Origin of the sequence: Rhodococcus sp. IEGM 1354 (genome assembly GCF_030056855.1) — a bacterium.
GTDB lineage: Bacteria > Actinomycetota > Actinomycetes > Mycobacteriales > Mycobacteriaceae > Rhodococcoides.
On sequence record NZ_JASHKT010000006.1, the window covers coordinates 323866 to 341162 of the forward strand.

Here is a 17297-nt window from a genome sequence, read left to right on the forward strand (position 1 = left end):
TTGTCGCCGTGACGCTCGATTTGCAGGCAGACCCGATAGACCTCACCGCAGCGCTGGTGGACATCCCCAGCGTCAGTGAGGACGAGGCGCGTATCGCCGACGAGGTGGAGCAAGCACTCCGCGAGCAGACCACGGGCTTCGAGATCATTCGGAGCGGCAACGCCGTCCTGGCCAGAACCAACCGCGGGCTGGGTTCACGGGTGATGCTCGCCGGTCATCTCGACACCGTGCCGATTGCCGACAACGTCCCGTCGAGGCGCGAGCACGAGAGCGCCGAGGGAGACATCCTGCACGGCTGCGGGACCGTCGACATGAAGTCGGGCGATGCGGTGTTTCTTCACCTCGCCGCGACGATCGACAACCCGGCACACGACCTGACTCTGGTGTTCTACGACTGCGAGGAGATTGCTGCCTCACGCAACGGTCTCGGTCGCATCGAGCGTGAGCTACCCGAATGGCTGAACGCCGATGTCGCGATTCTGGGCGAACCGTCCGGAGGGTTCATCGAAGCCGGTTGCCAAGGAACACTGCGTGTTCGGCTGACGGCGTCGGGAACCCGAGCGCACAGTGCCCGGTCCTGGCTGGGGGACAACGCCATTCACAAGTTCGGTGCGGTGCTCAATCGGCTGGCGGCCTACCACGCTCGCAGCGTCGATATCGATGGATGTGTGTATCGCGAAGGGCTGCAAGCTGTTCGGATCGCCGGCGGGGTGGCGGGCAACGTCGTCCCCGATGCCGCCGAGCTCGACGTCAATTTCCGCTTCGCACCGGACCGCAGTGTCGACGAGGCCGTCGAGCATGTCCATGAGGTGGTCGACGGACTCGATCTCGGGTTCGAGGTGACCGACTCGTCACCGGGTGCGCTGCCCGGGCTGAACCAGCCTGCTGCCGCTGCCCTCATCGAGGCAGCGGGAGGGCAGTTCCGGGCCAAGTACGGCTGGACCGACGTCTCCCGGTTCTCCGCCCTCGGCATACCCGCGGTCAACTACGGACCGGGCGATCCCAACCTCGCCCACAAGCGCGACGAGCGCGTCCCGGTCGAACAGATCACCCACGTCACACAGGTTCTACGGAGCTACCTCTCCGCCGGATAGCCTGGACGCCATGAACAGCGTCGACGACCCAGGCAGTTTCGAACAGACCGGTAGCGAAAAGCCGGCCAAACACAAGGGATCCGTCGTACTGCGCCGCAGTCGAAACACCGAGACGTCCACCTCGGATCAGCGCCTGCTCGACGAACGCGGATCCGGAAACTGGATTCATTCGGATACCTGGCGCGTGCTGCGTATTCAGAGCGAATTCGTCGAAGGCTTCGGTGCTCTGGCCGAGGTGCCGCGAGCGGTGACGGTGTTCGGTTCGGCGCGCACACCCGTCGACCATCCCGAATACGAGCGGGCGCGCGAACTCGGAGCTGCCCTGGCGCGCGAAGGCTTCGCCGTGATCACCGGCGGTGGGCCCGGTGTGATGGAGGGTGCGAACCGCGGTGCCAGCGAGGCCGACGGGTACTCCATCGGATTGGGCATCGAGCTGCCGTTCGAGCAGGGCCTCAACGACTGGGTCGATCTCGGTGTCAATTTTCGATACTTCTTCGTGCGCAAGACCATGTTCGTCAAGTACTCCCAAGCGTTCGTGTGCCTGCCCGGAGGCTTCGGTACTCTCGACGAACTCTTCGAGGCGCTCACACTCGTGCAGACCGCGAAGGTCACACGATTCCCGATCGTGTTGCTGGGCAAGGACTTCTGGTCGGGATTACTCGACTGGATCAAGACCACTCTCGTGAAAGAAGGCAAGGTGTCCGAGAAGGACCTCGACCTCATTCATTGCACCGACAGCGTCGACGAGGCCGTCCGTATCGTCCAAGAGGCCCAGCAGTGAGCGAGCAGCAGGTCGTCCCGGCGATCAGCGTGTGCGTCTACTGCGCATCGGGACCGGTCGACGCGTCGTTCATCGACCTGGCGAGTGAGGTCGGCACCGAAATCGGTCGACGTGGTTGGCAGCTGGTGTCGGGCGGCGGCAACGTCTCGATGATGGGCGCGGTGGCCGCGGCGACACGCGCTGCCGGAGGCCACACCGTCGGTGTCATCCCGAAAGCGCTCGTACACCGCGAGGTCGCCGACGTCGATGCCGACGAGTTGATCGTCACCGACACGATGCGTGAGCGGAAGAAGATCATGGAGGATCGGGCCGACGCCTTCATCACGTTGCCCGGTGGCATCGGAACACTCGAAGAACTCTTCGAGACGTGGACGGCCGGCTATCTGGGCATGCACAGCAAGCCGATGGTGATGCTCGATCCGTTCGGGCATTTCGACGGCCTGATGCGATGGATCGACGGCCTGAGCTCCACCGGGTTCGTGCAGCAGAGAGCCCTCGACGCGCTCGTGCGCACCACTTCTGTCGACGAGGCCCTGGACGTGTGCGGCGCGTTGTGAAAGTTCACCAACCGAGCCCGCCTGACGAAGTGCTGGAAGTTGTTACTCTCTAGTAGGGTTAGTTATCTCACATCGTCTCAAAGGGGAGCTCATGGCTGTCGATGCCCGTCAGAAAATCGGAGTGACCGACCTCGCGGTCGCGTTGCCGAAAATGGTGACGGAGGTGCCGAGCCTGCTCAAGGGGCTGGCGGGCTTCACGCGCAAGCCCGATCACAAGGTGTCCATCGGACTGATTTTCCAGGATGCGGCAGCCAAGAACAGCACTCGACCGTTCGTCCGGTTCGAGGGTGAGTCGATCTCCTACAAGGATGCGAACGCGCTGGTCAATCAGTACGCCGCAGTATTCACCGACCGGGGTGTCGTACGCGGCGACGTCGTCGGTGTGCTGAGCAAGAACCGCCCCGAGGCGCTGTTCGCGGCGCTGGCTGCCGTCAAGCTCGGTGCCACCGCAGGCATGCTCAACTACAACCAGCGCGGCGACGTGCTCGAGCACAGTCTCGGCATCCTCGAAGCGAAAGTGCTGGTCCTCGACGAGAACGCGCAGGAAGCACTCGATTCTCTGGACGGCGAGCCCAAGGTCGGGTCGGTGTTGCCGCTGAAGGAGCTGGCCGAGCTCGCCGCGAAGGCGTCGACGGCCAACCCGTCGGTCACCGCGGAGATTCAGGCCAAGGAGAAGGCGTTCTACATCTTCACCTCGGGAACGACGGGCATGCCCAAGGCCAGCCTGATGAGTCACTTCCGTTGGCTCAAGTCGATGTCGGGCCTGGGCAACATGGGCGTGCGACTGCGTGGCGACGACGTCATCTACTGCTGCCTTCCGCTCTACCACAACAACGCTCTGACGGTGACGCTGTCCTCGGTGCTCGCCGGCGGCGCGACGATGGCCATCGGTAAGCAGTTCTCGGTGAGCAACTTCTGGGAAGACATTCGCGTCAACAAGGCCACGGCGTTCACCTACATCGGTGAGCTCTGCCGGTACCTGCTCACGCAGCCGAAGAAGGATTCGGACCGGGACAACTCGGTCAAGCTGATCGTCGGCAACGGATTGCGACCGGAGATCTGGGAGGAATTCACCGAGCGATTCGGTATCTCTCGCGTCGCGGAGTTCTACGGTGCCAGCGAATGCAACATCGCCTTCATCAACGCACTGAACATGAAGAAGACCGCCGGAATCTGCCCATTGCCGTACGCCGTGGTGCAGTACGACGAAGAGTCCGGCAAGGCCAAGCGCGGCCACGACGGCAAGCTCCGCAAGGTCGGCAACGGTGAAGTGGGCCTGCTGCTGTCCAAGATCACCGACCGCGCACCGTTCGACGGGTATTCCGACGACAAGGCCACCGAGAAGAAGATGGTGCGCGACGGATTCAAGGACGGTGACGCGTGGTTCGACACCGGTGACCTCGTTCGCAAGCAGGGCTGGATGCACGTCGCCTTCGTCGACCGGCTCGGAGACACGTTCCGGTGGAAGGGCGAGAACGTCGCCACGACCCAGGTCGAGGGTGCGCTCGGTAGCCATCCGGCAGTGGACGGCGCTGTCGTCTACGGCGTCGACATCGAGGGTGCCGACGGCAAGGCCGGTATGGCTGCGGTGACCCTGCGCGACGGTGAGTCCTTCGACGGCAAGTCGTTCGCCGAGCACCTCTACGACAAGCTGCCCACGTACGCGGTGCCGCTGTTCGTCCGCATCGTCGACAGCCTCGAGCAGACCTCGACGTTCAAGAGCCAGAAGGTCGCGCTGCGCAAGCTGGGGTTCCAGGAAGACGGTGACAGCGAACTCCACGTGCTGCGCGGCAAGTCCGGTGGCTACGAGAAGTTCTACGACGGTTACGTCGACGAGGTGGCCGCAGGCAAGGCCCCCAAGGGATAGGGCCGGTTCCCGCCGATCGGGTGCGGTGAAATCTGCGTGCCACTATTGATTTCATGAGCACCCTCTGTGGCAAACCGGTCGCCGACGATCGCGCGTTGGTGATGGCGATCGTCAATCGCACCCCCGACTCGTTCTACGACGGGGGAGCGAATTTCTCCGACGATGCAGCGATGGCGTCCGTGCACAGGGCTGTCGCCGAGGGTGCCGACATGGTCGATATCGGCGGCGTCAAAGCAGGCCCCGGTGACCTCGTCGACGCGGCGGAGGAGATCCGCCGCGTCGTGCCGTTCGTCGAAGCGATCCGGGGTGCGTATCCGGATCTGCTGATCAGTGTCGATACCTGGCGTAGCGAGGTTGCTCGCTTGGCCTGCGGCGTGGGAGCCGATCTGATCAACGACACCTGGGCCGGAGCCGATCCCGAGTTGGTGCGCGTCGCCGCTGCCGAGGGAGTCGGGATCGTGTGTTCGCACACCGGCGGTGCCGTTCCGCGGACCCGTCCGCACCGGGTTCGGTACAGCGATGTCGTGGCCGACGTGATCGCCGAAGTCACCGCGGCTGCCGACAATGCCGTCGCGGAGGGGGTGAAGAAAGATTCGATTCTGATCGATCCGACCCACGATTTCGGGAAAAACACCTATCACGGGCTCGAGTTGTTGCGTCGCGTGGACGTTCTTGTAAACACCGGGTGGCCTGTGCTCATGGCGCTGAGCAACAAGGACTTCGTAGGCGAGACTCTAGGGGTAGAGCTCGCCGACCGGTTGGAGGGAACATTGGCAGCGACAGCATTGGCCGCAGCAGGCGGAGCCCGGATGTTCCGGGTGCACGAGGTTGCGTCGACCAGAAGAGTCGTCGACATGGTGGCAGCGATCCAGGGACGACGAACCCCGGCGCGGACGGTCAGGGGGCTGGCATGACACTGGCCGATCGAACGGACGTGACCCGAATGTGGTCCGAGACCAACAGCTGGGACACCCCCGAATGGACCATCGCCGAGCTCGAGGCCGCCAAGGCGGGCCGCACGGTGTCCGTAGTGCTTCCGGCGCTGAACGAGGAACAGACGGTGGCTGCCGTCATCGACACCATCCACCCGTTGCTCGGTGGCCTCGTCGACGAACTGATCGTGCTCGACTCGGGTTCGACCGACGAGACGGCAGTACGCGCGAAAGCGGCCGGTGCCCGTGTCATCAGTCGCGAGGAAGCAGTACCGGGGCTCGATCCGGTACCGGGCAAGGGCGAGGTGCTGTGGCGATCGGTCGCGGCGTCGTCGGGTGATCTCATCGCCTTCGTCGATTCCGATCTGATCAATCCCGACCCCGCGTTCGTGCCGAAACTGCTCGGCCCACTGCTGATGGGCGACGGCATCCATCTCGTCAAGGGCTACTACCGACGTCCACTTCGCGTCAGTGGCACCGAGGACGCCAACGGCGGCGGACGCGTCACCGAGCTGGTCGCTCGGCCCTTGCTCGCGGCATTGCGTCCGGAGTTGACCGGCGTGATTCAACCGTTGGGCGGGGAGTACGCGGGCACTCGTGAGTTGTTGTCCGCGGTCCCCTTCGCGCCCGGTTACGGGGTGGAGATCGGCCTGCTTCTCGACACGTACGACCGGCTCGGTCTGCAGGCCATCGGACAGGTGAACCTGGGAGTGCGTAAGCATCGCAATCGGCCGCTGGTCGAACTCGGGGCGATGAGTCGGCAGATCGTCGGAACGATGCTCAATCGGTGCGGCATGGTCGATTCCGGGGCCGGACTGATGCAGTTCCGCGTGGCAGGGGACTCGTTCGAGCCGTTCTCGACCGAAGTGTCGTTGGCCGATCGACCGGCGATGAACTCGCTGATCTGACCGACCAGGAGGTGCGTCCAGCCGACGTGTCGGACAGCCGTGACAAGATCGTGGCATGTTGACGCTGTTGATCTACATCATCGTCATTGCAGTCGTCGCTGCAGCGTTGTTCTTCATCGCCGCAGCGGTGTTCGGTCGCGGCGAAGAGCTGGGCCCGTTGCCCGAGGGAACCACCGCAACAGTGCTGCCGGCCGAAGGAGTCACCGGTGCCGATGTGCGTGAGTTGAAGTTCCAGCAGACGTTGCGTGGCTACAAGCCGAGCGAAGTCGACTGGGCACTCGAGCGCCTGGGCGGCGAGATCGACATGCTGCGGTCACGGCTGTCCGCGGCGCAGAAGTCAGGTTCTCGATCCCCGCTGTCGAAGCAGACCGGCAATTCGGGTGTCACTGACAGTGCGGGCCTGGCAGACGGTGCGGGCGTCACGGACAGCGCGGGCGTCACAGGCACGGTCGAGCCGGACGAACGATGAGCGCAGTCGCGGGGCCGGACGGGAAGCCGCGCTGCCCGTGGGGTGCCACCGACGACGAGCTGTATCGCACCTATCACGACACCGAGTGGGGTCAGCCGCTGCACGGCCGCGACGAACTCTACGAGCGATTGTGTCTCGAAGCGTTTCAATCGGGCTTGGCGTGGATCACGATCCTGCGCAAACGGAAGAGCTTCCGCAGTGCCTTCGCCGGGTTCGATCCCGACGCAGTGGCCCGCTTCGGCGACGCCGATGTGGAGCGGTTGATGAACGACGCGTCGATCGTGCGGAATCGGCTCAAGATCGAGGCGGCGGTGAGCAACGCGCGCGCGATCGTCGACCTCGACGACACCGATCTAGACACTCTGCTGTGGTCTTTCGCGCCCGAGCCCAGGTCACGGCGGCTCGCGGAGTTCACCGACGTGCCCGCGTCGACACCCGAATCGACGGCGTTGGCCAAAGAGCTCAAACGCCGCGGGCTACGGTTCGTCGGTCCGACTACCGCCTATGCATTGATGCAGGCCACCGGAATGGTCGACGATCACCTGTCGGGGTGTTGGGTGCAGGTCACGAATACCGACTCAGGTTCCCCCCATCGACGGCGATAGGGAAGAATGGCACAGGACACTCCGTCGCCCCGCGACGAATTTATCTTTTAGGCCGAGGCGCCGAGCAGGTGGGCGCAGATCTGGAGGGAGCAGAGGATGGCGGCGATGAAGCCCCGGACCGGGGACGGTCCCCTCGAAGCAACCAAAGAGGGACGAGGAATCGTCATGCGTGTCCCGCTCGAGGGGGGCGGCCGTTTGGTCGTCGAATTGACCCCCGACGAGGCCGCGGCACTCGGTGACGAACTGAAGGGCGTCACCGGCTGATCGCCACGTCGATCGATCATCGCTCAGCCCCGCTCGCCGCACCGGCCGGCGGGGCTTTGTGTTGTCATCAGCGAAGTTGTGATCGGCAGGTCGTTTCCCGGGGAGTGCCGAAGAATCTGTCTCGATACGAAAGAGGTGCTCGATGCTGACCGACGTCGTCGATGTGCTGGTCTGCCCACAGTGCCGCGCTCGTGAGGTCGAGTCCGGCCTGGGTCTCGGCGAGACCGATCGGAGTCTGTGGTGTGACCGTGGTCATTCGTTCGACGTGGCTCGGCAGGGGTATGTCAGCTTGTTGACCGGTGACGGCGGCAAGTTCACCGGTGATTCGGCCGAGATGGTCGCGGCCCGTGAGAACTTCCTGGGTGGCGGTCATTTCGAGCCCATCGCGGCGGCGGTCTCGGCGGCTGTTCCAACCGAGTCGGACGTGGTCCTCGATATCGGGGTCGGTACCGGGTATTACCTCGCAGGTGTCCTGGACGCGCGTCCGGCCGCGTTGGGGGTCGGGGTGGACGTGTCCAAGTTCGCGGCGCGCAGAGCCGCACGGTCGCATGCGCGGGTCGGTTGCGTTGTCGCGGACATCTGGAGTGGGCTACCGGTTCGGGCAGGTGCTGTGTCTGCGGTGACGTGTGTGTTCTCGCCGCGCAATGCCGGTGAACTGCATCGGGTTCTCGGCAACGACGGCACGTTGGTGGTCGTTACGCCGACCTCGCGGCATCAGCGTGAGCTGCGCGGGCCTTTGGGGCTGATCGGCGTCGAAGAGGACAAGACCCGTCGGCTCGGCGAGTCGTTGTCGGGTCTGTTCGAGTCGGTGGCCGAGACCCCGCTCGAATACTCGATGATGCTCTCGCACAACGACATCGAGGAACTCATCGGGATGGGTCCTTCGGCTCGGCACGGCGACCCCGATGCGCGGTCCGCGGCGTTGAAGGATTTGCCCGACACCGTCCCGGTCACCGCGTCGGTGACGGTGTCGACCTACCGAAAGGTGTCTCAGCCCCGACGCGCCAGCGCGTCGTTGTAGACGGCGAGGGTCTGTTTCGCGATCGAGGCCCACGAGAATTCGGCAACGGCCCGCTCGCGGCCGGCTTTACCCATCGAGGTCGCCAATGCGGGGTCCAGGGCAACCTCGTTGACGGTGTCGGCGAGGGTTCGCTCGAAGACGTCGGGCTCGTACGAGTTGTAGTGCACCAATCGGCCCGTGCGCCCGTCGTCGACCACCTCGGGGATGCCGCCGACGTCCGACGCCACGACCGCGGTTTCGCAGGCCATTGCCTCCAGGTTGACGATGCCGAGTGGCTCGTACACCGATGGGCAGACGAATACCGCTGCGGCAGAAAGGATCTGGCGAATCTTGTCGGTGGGGAGCATGTCCTTGACCCAGAAGACCCCGCTGCGTTGCTCGGCCAGCAACGCCACTGCGCGTTCGGTTTCTGCAGCGATCTCAGGAGTGTCGGGCGCGCCTGCGCACAGGACGAGCTGAATCGACGGATCGAAGTGGTGCGCCGCAGCGATGAGGTGACCCACGCCCTTCTGTCGAGTGATGCGGCCGACGAAGGCGACGATCGGCTTGCTCGGATCCACCCCGATCTCGTCGAGAGTCGACGTGCCGTGATCTGCGTACCACCGTTCGGTGTCGATACCGTTGCGCACCACGTGGACTCGACTCGGGTCGAGGCGCGGATAGGCGTCGAGCACGTCCTTGGCCATACCCTCGCTGACGGCGATGACGGCGTCGGCGTACTCCACCGCGTTCTTTTCCGACCACGACGAGATGCGGTAACCGCCGCCCAACTGCTCGGCCTTCCACGGTCGCCGCGGCTCGAGAGAGTGCGCGGTGAGAATGTGCGGAACTCCGTACAGCTCGGCCGCGAGGTGGCCGGCGAGCCCGGTGTACCAGGTGTGCGAATGCACCACGTCCGCCCCCGCTGCCGCGTTGGCCATCCGCAGTTCCGCCGACAACGTCGTCAGTGCTGCGTTGGCTCCGGCGAGTGCAGGATCGGGATCGTGCACCTGGGCAGTGTCGCGCGGAGCTCCCATGCAGTGGATGTCCACCTCGCACAGCGACTTCAGCTGCGCGGTCAACTCCGTGACATGAACTCCTGCGCCACCGTAGATCTCCGGCGGGTATTCCTTGGTCATCATCGCTACTCGCACGTGAACGAACCTACATTCCCCGACAGTTGTGCGTGTACTGGTAGCAAGGTTCTCTCGGTGCGGATAGGTTGGGTGGGTGAGGACACAACCGCACGTACTAGGGATTGTGCTTGCCGGCGGAGAGGGTAAGCGCCTTTACCCGATGACCGCGGACCGAGCCAAGCCAGCCGTTCCCTTCGGGGGCGCCTACCGACTCATCGACTTCGTGTTGAGCAATCTCGTCAACGCCGGTTACCTCCGGCTCTGCGTGCTGACTCAATACAAGTCCCATTCACTGGACCGCCACATCTCGCAGACGTGGCGACTGTCCGGTTTCGCCGGGGAGTACATCACTCCGGTCCCGGCACAGCAACGTCTCGGCCCCCGGTGGTACACCGGCAGCGCCGACGCCATCTTCCAGTCGCTGAACCTGGTGTACGACGAGGACCCCGAGTACATCGTGGTCTTCGGTGCCGACCACGTGTACCGAATGGACCCGGAGCAGATGGTGCAGCAGCACATCGACTCCGGCGCGGGCGTCACCGTCGCGGGCATCCGGGTTCCGCGTAGCGAGGCATTCGCGTTCGGATGCATCGACTCGGACGAAAACGGCAAGATCACCCAGTTTCTGGAGAAGCCGGCGCAGCCGCCCGGAACCCCCGACGACCCCGACGTCACGTACGCCTCGATGGGCAACTACGTGTTCACCACCAAGGTGCTCGTCGATGCCATCAAGGCGGACTCCGAGAACTCCGACTCCGACCACGACATGGGCGGCGACATCATCCCGGCGCTCGTCGAAGCAGGCGTGGCCTCGGTCTACGACTTCAACGACAACGTCGTTCCCGGTGCCACCGAACGCGATCGAGGCTACTGGCGAGACGTCGGCACCATCGACGCCTTCTACGACGCCCACATGGACCTCGTGTCGGTGCATCCCATCTTCAATCTCTACAACCGCCGTTGGCCCATCCGCGGATCGGCCGAGAATCTGCCGCCCGCCAAGTTCGTGCAAGGCGGACTCGCTCAGGAATCCGTCGTCGGTGCCGGCTGCATTCTCAGTGCCGCCACCGTCCGAAACTCGGTACTGAGCTCGAACGTCATGATCGACAGCGGCGCGACCGTCGAAGGCAGCGTCCTGATGCCCGGAGTCCGGATCGGCAAGGGTGCCGTCGTTCGGCACGCGATCCTCGACAAGAACGTCGTCGTCGGTGACGGCGAAATCGTCGGAGTCGATCTCGAACGCGATCGGGAACGCTTCAACGTCAGTGCCGGGGGAGTCGTCTCCGTCGGCAAGGGCGTCTGGATCTAGAGCAGAGCCTGCAGCATGTGAGTGGAAATTCGTAGCGTGCTACGAGTTTCCACTCACATGGTCATGCTCGCGACGCACAGATCAACCCGTCGCCCAGAGGGAGCAGCACCGTCGTCAGGCGCTCGTCCTCGGCGATGGCACGCGCAGCCGATCGAACGGCCACCGCGGTCGCGTCGCGCTGAGTCGGGTCGGCTACCCGCCCACCCAGCAATGCGTTGTGCAGCACCAGGACTCCGCCGGGGCGTAGCAGCCGCACACTCTCGGCGACGAAGTGTGGATGGTCTGCAGGGCTGGCGTCGATGAAGACCAGGTCGTAGGTGTCGTCGGCCAATCGGGGCAGTACGTCCAAAGCCCAGCCGTTGATCAGCCGGGTGCGGGACGGCGCAATTCCTCCTGCCCGGAATGCTTCTCGCGCTGCCCGCTGGTGTTCGGGCTCGGTGTCGATGGTGGTCAGCACACCGTCCGCCCGCATACCGTCGAGCAACCACAGGCCGCTGATTCCTGCGCCCGTTCCGATTTCGACGACCGTCTTCGCGCCGAGCATCTGAGTGAAGATGCTGAGGATGGCACCGACGGACGGCGGCACGGGAGCGGCACCGAGGTCGACGGCTCGCTCTCTTGCTGCGATCAGAACCTCGTCCTCCTGAGCGGAGTCTTCGGCATAAGCGAGCATCTTCTCGGCGTTGGTCGGCACGTCCCGAGGTTATCGTGCCGAGGGCTCGATCTCACGCACACATTCTCAGGTGGGCCTCAGGTGATTCATACCGGACCCACACGCGGGTCGGTCAGGCTATGGAGGAATCGCAGGTCCGTCTCGATTGCGAAGTGTGAGCTGGAACATCCGAGGGTAGTCGTCGGTTGCATCAGAAGGACGTACGCAGTCCTGAGCAGGAGGATCCAACTATTTACAAGATCAACGGCGATCGCGACATCGCACGTCTACCCGAGTCCGTGCCCACCCCCGACGACCTCAGCGGCACCGCAGTGTTCGATGCGACCGGCGAGAACTCCACCATGCCGTCCTGGGACGAGCTCGTTCGCGAACACGGCGACCGCGTCTACCGACTCGCGTACCGCCTCTCCGGCAATGCTCAGGACGCCGAGGACCTGACCCAGGACACCTTCATCCGCGTGTTCCGCTCCCTGTCGAACTACCAGCCGGGAACGTTCGAGGGCTGGCTGCACCGCATCACGACCAACCTGTTCCTCGATATGGTTCGTCGCCGCAGCCGCATCCGTATGGAGGCGCTGCCCGAGGATTACGACCGTGTTCCGTCGGACCGGCCCAACCCCGAGCAGATCTACCACGATGCTCGCCTCGACCCGGATCTGCAGTCTGCGCTCGATTCGCTGGCACCCGAGTTTCGCGCCGCAATCGTGTTGTGCGACATCGAAGGATTGTCGTACGAAGAGATCGGTGCGACACTGGGCGTCAAGCTCGGAACGGTCCGTAGTCGCATTCACCGTGGCCGTCACGCGCTACGGGAGTACCTTCGAGTGCACGGGAAGGTCGACTCGGGTCACGCAAGTGTCCACTAGCTACGAGGAGGGTTGGATGACGCAGGCACGCAAGCCTCGGCAATTCAGCTCCACCGAACATCTGGCCAGTGAAGCCGTTGCAGCCTACGTCGACGGTGAACTACGAATGCCCGCTCACCTCCGCGCCGCTCATCACCTCTCCGAATGCCCAGAGTGCTCCGCCGAGGTCGAGGCGCAGCAGCAGGCGCGTCGCGCACTACGCGGAGCAGGAGAGATGTCGATGCCACATTCGCTGCTCGGGTTGCTGAGCCAGATTCCGTCCTGTGCTGGCGAAGACGGGCCCGCCCGAACCAAGCGATCGTTCATGGCGTCCGTCGAGGCCGTTCGCCGCCGGCGACGCTGACCCCGTTTTCTGCCCGACGAGTCCTCACCTGCATCGAGCTGCCCCGACCGCTCGAGTGATACTGAACTCTCACACCGACGTATGCGAGGGGTAACCGGACGCGTGACATCGAACTCGACCAGCACCGAGACCACAGGCACAGCAGACGAGGGTCCACGGTTGCCGCCGCGTCCGGTCCATCGACCCACCGTCGATCCGGTGTCGGCCTCGGTATTCGGACGTCCCGATGACGTCGGCGGTTCGTTCTCCCCACGTCGCCCCGACGAACAACTACCTTCCCGGCTGACGGTCCGGCCTCCGGACCCCGTCCTGGCCGAGGCATTCGGACGTCCCGACGACGCCACCGAGTCGCTGCAGCGCGACCCCGACGCCGTCGACGAGTCCGACGCCGGCCCCCAGGTTCCGGCCGATCCGTGGCGTGATCCCGCGTCACGAGTGTCGTTGGGCGGCGCGGCCCTCGATACCCCACCACCTCCTGTGCTTCCCCCCGGAACCAAGCTCGGTGTGCGCGACGTGTTGTTCGGCCGATCGGTGTCCGTGCGGGCGCTCGTCGTACTCGGTGTCCTGGCCCTCGTCATCGGCTTGGTCGGTGGTCTGTTCGGCCGGCTGACCGCCGAAGTGACCGGCGCTCTGACCAGTCAGAAAGTGACACTGACTCAGTCCAGTGGCGACGACGTCCCACGCGGCCAGATCAGCAAGGTCGCCGACGCCGTCCTACCGTCGGTCGTCTCCATCCAGGTGACACTCGGCGAGACCGGAGGCACCGGATCGGGCGTCGTGATCGACGCCGACGAGGGTTACATCGTGACGAACAATCACGTCATCTCGCTCGCAGCATCCGACGAGGACAAGTCGACGCTCGAAGTCACCTTCTCCGACGGCACCAAAGTGCCCGGCCGCATCGTCGGCCGCGACACGAAGACCGACCTCGCCGTGCTCAAGACCGACGTCGGCAACCTCACCGAGGCTCAGCTCGGACGCTCCGACGACGTCCGCGTCGGGCAGGACGTCATCGCCGTCGGGTCACCGCTCGGTCTGAACAAGACGGTCACCTCGGGCATCGTCAGTGCTCTCGACCGCCCCGTCGCGCTGTCGGGGGAGGGCACCGACACCAACGCCGTCATCGACGCGGTTCAGACCGACGCAGCCATCAACCCGGGTAACTCCGGTGGCCCCCTCATCGACTTCGAAGGTCGCGTCATCGGCATCAACTCCGCCATCCGAAGCGAGAGCGGCGGATCGGTGGGACTGGGCTTCGCGATACCCGTCGACGAAGTCACCGAGGTGGCGCAGGCCCTCATCGAGGACGGCGTCATGCGGCACCCGGATTTCGGGATCAACGCGCGTTCGGTGATCAACGAAACCTCGGCCGGCGCAGAAGTCGCCAACGTTCGGGCCGGTGGGCCGGCCCAGCAAGCCGGAATCGTCGAAGGGGACGTCATCACCAAGGTCGGCGACCGCTCGGTGGGTGACGCGGACGAGCTCGTCGTCGCGGTGCAGGAAACCACGATCGGCCAGGCGGTGCCGGTGCAACTCGTCCGTTCCGGACGGCTGGTGGACCTGTCCGTCACGCCGGTTTCCGACTGACGACGTAGGCTGGCACCCGTGTTCGGCAACATCGGTTGGGGAGAGCTCGTCATTCTCCTCGTAGCAGCTCTGGTCATCCTCGGCCCGGATCGTCTCCCCGGTGCCATCAGCTGGGTGTCGAAATCCCTCCGCCAGGTCAAGGACTACGCCAACGGCGCGAGCCAACAACTCAAGGACGAGCTGGGCACCGACTTCGAGGACCTGCGCAAGCCCCTCGCCGACCTCAACCAGCTCCGCGGCATGACACCGCGAGCCGTGATCACCAAGCACCTGCTCGACGGTGACGACTCGGTCTTCAAGAACCCGCTGGACGACACCTTCAAGGGCAAGCCCTTCGACACCAAGCCGAAGAACGTCGGCGGACCGACGCCGCAGAACGGCGTGTCCTCGGGCGGTGCGTCCGGGGGTGCCGTGTCGATGAGCAAGAACGAGCCGAAACTCGCGCCCGGCGATACCCCGCCCATCGACGCCGACGCCACGTAAGCCTGAATCCTTCCCCGTTCGGTCTCACCCGTCCGCGTGAATGGACCCTTGCATACGTCTGAGCGCGGCAATGGTCCATTCACGCCGACCCCGCTTGTGCGTGAATGGACCCTTGCATACGTCTGAGCACGGCGGTGGCCCATTGACGCATACGGGGGAGCGCGGGCTAGAGCACCTTGTTCAGGAAGTCCTGAGTGCGTGGGTTCTGCGGGTTCCCGAACAGCTCGTCGGGTGTTCCCTCCTCGACGATGACGCCCTCGGCCATGAAGATCACTCGATCCGCGACCTCGCGTGCGAAGCCCATTTCGTGGGTGACGACGACCATCGTCATACCGCCCTTGGCGAGGTCGCGCAGCACCTGCAGAACTTCGCCGACCATTTCGGGGTCCAGGGCGCTGGTTGCTTCGTCGAAGAGCATGATCGACGGGCTCATGGCCAGTGCTCGCGCGATGGCGACGCGCTGCTTCTGTCCACCGGAGAGGTTGGCCGGCTTGTAATCGGCGCGTTCGGACAGTCCTACCTGTTCGAGCAGCTGCAGGGCCGCGTCCTTGGCCTGCGACTTCGACATCTTCTTGGTCTCGACGGGTGCGAGCATGACGTTTTCGAGGGCTGTCATGTGTGGGAAGAGGTTGAAGTGTTGGAACACCATGCCGATGTTCTGGCGCACCTTGTCCAGATCGACGTTCTTGTCCGTGAGGTCGGTGCCGTCGACGACGACCGATCCCGCGGTGATGTCCTCGAGCTTGTTCAGGCACCGCAGGAACGTGCTCTTGCCCGAGCCCGACGGGCCGATCACGCACACCACTTCACCGTTGGCGATCTCGGCGTCGATGCCCTTGAGAACCGTGTTGTCGCCGAACGCCTTCTGCAGGCCCTTGATCGAGATCTTCGTTGCCGGACCGTTGTCGACCGGCAGGTCCTTGGTCAGTTCGGTGCTCACTTGTTGATCCTCTTCTCGAGCCGGTTCGACAGCTTGGTGAGAGCCATGATGATGATGAAGTACAGGACGCCGACGATGAGCCACATGTTGAACGACTCGAAGTTGCGGGCGATGATCAGTCGGCCCGTCTGCGTCAGCTCGGCGAGGCCGATGACCGAGAGCAGCGAGGTGTCCTTGAGCGTGATGACGAACTGGTTGATGTACGACGGGATCATCGTGCGAATTGCCTGTGGCATCACCACTTTTCGCATCGACTTGAGGTAGCTGATACCGAGGCTGCGCGACGCCTCCATCTGGCCCTTGTCGACGGCGAGGATGCCGCCGCGGACGATCTCGGCCATGTACGCACCGGCGTTGAGCGACAGTGTGATGATGCCTGCGGTGAATGCTGACATCTGAAAGTTCAGTGCCGCGGGTACGCCGAAGTAGATGAAGAATGCCTGCACCAGAAGCGGTGTGCCGCGGAAGATGTCGACGTACGTGGTACCGATGCCGCGGAGCACGATGTTGGTCGAGACGCGGAACAGGCCGAAGATGCCGCCGAGTACCAGCGCGATCGCGATGGAGATGACGGTCAGCACGATCGTCAGCCACAGACCCTTGAGCAGCAACTGCCAGCTGCTGGCGATCAGGCCGGGGATCGAGGTGTCGGCGGTGGACGCGTCGGCGTTGAGGTAGGTGTCGAGAATTTCGTCGTACTGGCCGTTGGCGCGCAGGTTCTCGAGGCCGGTGTTGAACTGGTCGAGCAACTGGGCGTTGGTGCCCTTGGCGACGGCGAATCCGTAACTGGCACCGGCTTCTTTCTCGGTGACCGTCTTGAAGCCGTTGCCCTGGGTGATGCCGTAGGCGAGCACCGGGTAGTCCTCGAAGGCCGCTGCGGAGTTTCCGGTACGCACTTCCTCGAACATGGTCGCGGAGTCGTCGAAGCTGCGGATGGTGAAGCCGTACTGATCGGCGATCGACGTCGCGAAAGTCGCACCCTCGGTGCCATTCTTGACCGCGACGGACTTACCGCGTAGGTCCTCGTACCCCTTGATCTCGTCGTTCGAATCCAGAATCGCCATCTGGACACCGGAATCGAAGTACGGATCGGAGAAGTCGAAGGTGGCCTTGCGCTCGTCGGTGATCGACATGCCGGCGATCATTCCGTTGAACTGGCCGCTGGTGACGCCCTGGAGTGCGGTGTCGAATCCGACCTGTTCGACGGTGTAGTCGAAGCCCTGGTCGACGGCGATGGCCGCGAGCAGGTCCATGTCGATTCCGACGAGTTTGCCTGTCTCGTCCTGGAATTCGAAGGGCGCGAACGTGGTGTCCGTCGCGATCGAGTAATTCTGGGCAGGCGGGGCAGGTTGTGCCGACGCCAGCGCGGGACCGAGTACGGATCCCAGCAGGGTCATCAGCAGTGCGATCAGTACCGGAACGACGACCGGCCTGACCCGATGCGGCTTCTTCATGAAGGCCACTCTCTATCGACAGTAGGATT

The 17297-nt window shown here is 64.2% G+C and carries 19 protein-coding genes; 15 read left to right on the plus strand and 4 right to left on the minus strand.

All coding sequences use genetic code 11. The features are described from left to right. Positions 1–8 precede the first annotated feature (8 nt). From dapE to QM588_RS15905, 10 genes are all read left to right on the plus strand, one after another. Positions 9–1094, plus strand: coding sequence for a succinyl-diaminopimelate desuccinylase (gene dapE, locus QM588_RS15860; protein WP_283314647.1), 1086 nt, complete (start codon positions 9–11; stop codon positions 1092–1094). 10 nt (positions 1095–1104) lie between these two features. Further along, a complete protein-coding gene (locus QM588_RS15865; RefSeq protein ID WP_283314649.1) occupies positions 1105–1875 on the plus strand; it encodes a TIGR00730 family Rossman fold protein in 771 nt (256 codons plus the stop codon). After that, entirely contained in the window at positions 1872–2432 is a 561-nt protein-coding gene (locus tag QM588_RS15870; protein ID WP_283314651.1) for a TIGR00730 family Rossman fold protein, read from the plus strand. The genes QM588_RS15865 and QM588_RS15870 overlap by 4 nt, the downstream gene beginning before the upstream one ends. A gap of 91 nt (positions 2433–2523) precedes the next feature. Continuing rightward, entirely contained in the window at positions 2524–4299 is a 1776-nt protein-coding gene (locus tag QM588_RS15875) for a long-chain-acyl-CoA synthetase (RefSeq protein WP_283314652.1), read from the plus strand. A gap of 53 nt (positions 4300–4352) precedes the next feature. After that, a complete protein-coding gene (folP, locus tag QM588_RS15880) occupies positions 4353–5213 on the plus strand; it encodes a dihydropteroate synthase (protein ID WP_283314654.1) in 861 nt (286 codons plus the stop codon). Continuing rightward, positions 5210–6139: a glucosyl-3-phosphoglycerate synthase gene (locus QM588_RS15885; RefSeq protein ID WP_283314656.1), complete on the plus strand. Its 930-nt coding sequence runs from the start codon at positions 5210–5212 to the stop codon at positions 6137–6139. The genes folP and QM588_RS15885 overlap by 4 nt, the downstream gene beginning before the upstream one ends. A 55-nt stretch (positions 6140–6194) precedes the next feature. After that, complete coding sequence (locus QM588_RS15890; protein WP_283314657.1) at positions 6195–6608, plus strand: DivIVA domain-containing protein; 414 nt, start codon at positions 6195–6197, stop codon at positions 6606–6608. Then, complete coding sequence (locus QM588_RS15895; RefSeq protein ID WP_283314658.1) at positions 6605–7213, plus strand: DNA-3-methyladenine glycosylase I; 609 nt, start codon at positions 6605–6607, stop codon at positions 7211–7213. The genes QM588_RS15890 and QM588_RS15895 overlap by 4 nt, the downstream gene beginning before the upstream one ends. 96 nt (positions 7214–7309) lie before the next feature. Further along, positions 7310–7477 carry a DUF3117 domain-containing protein gene (locus tag QM588_RS15900; RefSeq protein WP_008714277.1) on the plus strand — a complete coding sequence of 56 codons (168 nt, stop codon included), beginning with the start codon at positions 7310–7312 and terminating at the stop codon, positions 7475–7477. Positions 7478–7619: 142 nt separating this feature from the next. Next, the gene (locus QM588_RS15905; protein WP_283314660.1) at positions 7620–8498 is read left to right on the plus strand and encodes a putative RNA methyltransferase; all 879 of its coding nucleotides are present in this window, start codon (positions 7620–7622) and stop codon (positions 8496–8498) included. On the opposite strand, the gene glgA is transcribed toward QM588_RS15905, so the two are convergent. Then, the gene (gene glgA, locus QM588_RS15910; RefSeq protein WP_283314662.1) at positions 8468–9631 is read right to left on the minus strand and encodes a glycogen synthase; all 1164 of its coding nucleotides are present in this window, start codon (positions 9629–9631) and stop codon (positions 8468–8470) included. The genes QM588_RS15905 and glgA overlap by 31 nt on opposite strands. A 76-nt stretch (positions 9632–9707) precedes the next feature. On the opposite strand from glgA, the gene glgC reads away from it, so the two are divergent. Next, positions 9708–10922: a glucose-1-phosphate adenylyltransferase gene (gene glgC / locus QM588_RS15915; RefSeq protein WP_027498053.1), complete on the plus strand. Its 1215-nt coding sequence runs from the start codon at positions 9708–9710 to the stop codon at positions 10920–10922. A gap of 61 nt (positions 10923–10983) precedes the next feature. Here glgC and QM588_RS15920 read toward each other — a convergent pair whose 3' ends face one another. Further along, positions 10984–11595, minus strand: a complete 612-nt coding sequence (locus QM588_RS15920) for an O-methyltransferase (RefSeq protein WP_032365496.1) — start codon at positions 11593–11595, stop codon at positions 10984–10986. Positions 11596–11834: 239 nt separating this feature from the next. Between QM588_RS15920 and sigE the strand changes: the two genes are divergently transcribed. From sigE to tatB, 4 genes are all read left to right on the plus strand, one after another. After that, complete coding sequence (sigE, locus tag QM588_RS15925; RefSeq protein WP_045840779.1) at positions 11835–12461, plus strand: RNA polymerase sigma factor SigE; 627 nt, start codon at positions 11835–11837, stop codon at positions 12459–12461. A 16-nt stretch (positions 12462–12477) separates the two neighbouring features. Further along, entirely contained in the window at positions 12478–12804 is a 327-nt protein-coding gene (locus QM588_RS15930) for a hypothetical protein (protein WP_222088096.1), read from the plus strand. An 81-nt stretch (positions 12805–12885) separates the two neighbouring features. After that, complete coding sequence (locus QM588_RS15935) at positions 12886–14391, plus strand: S1C family serine protease (protein ID WP_283314664.1); 1506 nt, start codon at positions 12886–12888, stop codon at positions 14389–14391. A gap of 18 nt (positions 14392–14409) precedes the next feature. Beyond that, positions 14410–14874, plus strand: coding sequence for a Sec-independent protein translocase protein TatB (gene tatB / locus QM588_RS15940; RefSeq protein WP_283314666.1), 465 nt, complete (start codon positions 14410–14412; stop codon positions 14872–14874). Between the two features lie 166 nt (positions 14875–15040). On the opposite strand, the gene QM588_RS15945 is transcribed toward tatB, so the two are convergent. Next, positions 15041–15814 (minus strand): amino acid ABC transporter ATP-binding protein, encoded by a 774-nt coding sequence (locus QM588_RS15945; RefSeq protein WP_283314668.1) that lies wholly within the window; start codon positions 15812–15814, stop codon positions 15041–15043. Then, on the minus strand, positions 15811–17268 hold the full coding sequence (locus QM588_RS15950; RefSeq protein WP_027498046.1) for an amino acid ABC transporter substrate-binding protein/permease: 1458 nt from the start codon (positions 17266–17268) through the stop codon (positions 15811–15813). The genes QM588_RS15945 and QM588_RS15950 overlap by 4 nt, the downstream gene beginning before the upstream one ends. Positions 17269–17297 lie beyond the last annotated feature (29 nt).

What these genes read in the sequence shown, in the direction of transcription:
- QM588_RS15865 (WP_283314649.1), top strand. Translation starts at nt 1,105, where the DNA reads ATGAACAGCGTCGACGACCCAGGCAGTTTCGAACAGACCGGTAGCGAA.
- QM588_RS15875 (WP_283314652.1), top strand. Translation starts at nt 2,524, where the DNA reads ATGGCTGTCGATGCCCGTCAGAAAATCGGAGTGACCGACCTCGCGGTC.
- folP (WP_283314654.1), top strand. Translation starts at nt 4,353, where the DNA reads ATGAGCACCCTCTGTGGCAAACCGGTCGCCGACGATCGCGCGTTGGTG.
- QM588_RS15885 (WP_283314656.1), top strand. Translation starts at nt 5,210, where the DNA reads ATGACACTGGCCGATCGAACGGACGTGACCCGAATGTGGTCCGAGACC.
- QM588_RS15890 (WP_283314657.1), top strand. Translation starts at nt 6,195, where the DNA reads ATGTTGACGCTGTTGATCTACATCATCGTCATTGCAGTCGTCGCTGCA.
- QM588_RS15895 (WP_283314658.1), top strand. Translation starts at nt 6,605, where the DNA reads ATGAGCGCAGTCGCGGGGCCGGACGGGAAGCCGCGCTGCCCGTGGGGT.
- QM588_RS15900 (WP_008714277.1), top strand. Translation starts at nt 7,310, where the DNA reads ATGGCGGCGATGAAGCCCCGGACCGGGGACGGTCCCCTCGAAGCAACC.
- QM588_RS15905 (WP_283314660.1), top strand. Translation starts at nt 7,620, where the DNA reads ATGCTGACCGACGTCGTCGATGTGCTGGTCTGCCCACAGTGCCGCGCT.
- QM588_RS15920 (WP_032365496.1), bottom strand. Translation starts at nt 11,595, where the DNA reads ATGCTCGCTTATGCCGAAGACTCCGCTCAGGAGGACGAGGTTCTGATC.
- QM588_RS15930 (WP_222088096.1), top strand. Translation starts at nt 12,478, where the DNA reads ATGACGCAGGCACGCAAGCCTCGGCAATTCAGCTCCACCGAACATCTG.
- QM588_RS15935 (WP_283314664.1), top strand. Translation starts at nt 12,886, where the DNA reads ATGCGAGGGGTAACCGGACGCGTGACATCGAACTCGACCAGCACCGAG.
- QM588_RS15950 (WP_027498046.1), bottom strand. Translation starts at nt 17,268, where the DNA reads ATGAAGAAGCCGCATCGGGTCAGGCCGGTCGTCGTTCCGGTACTGATC.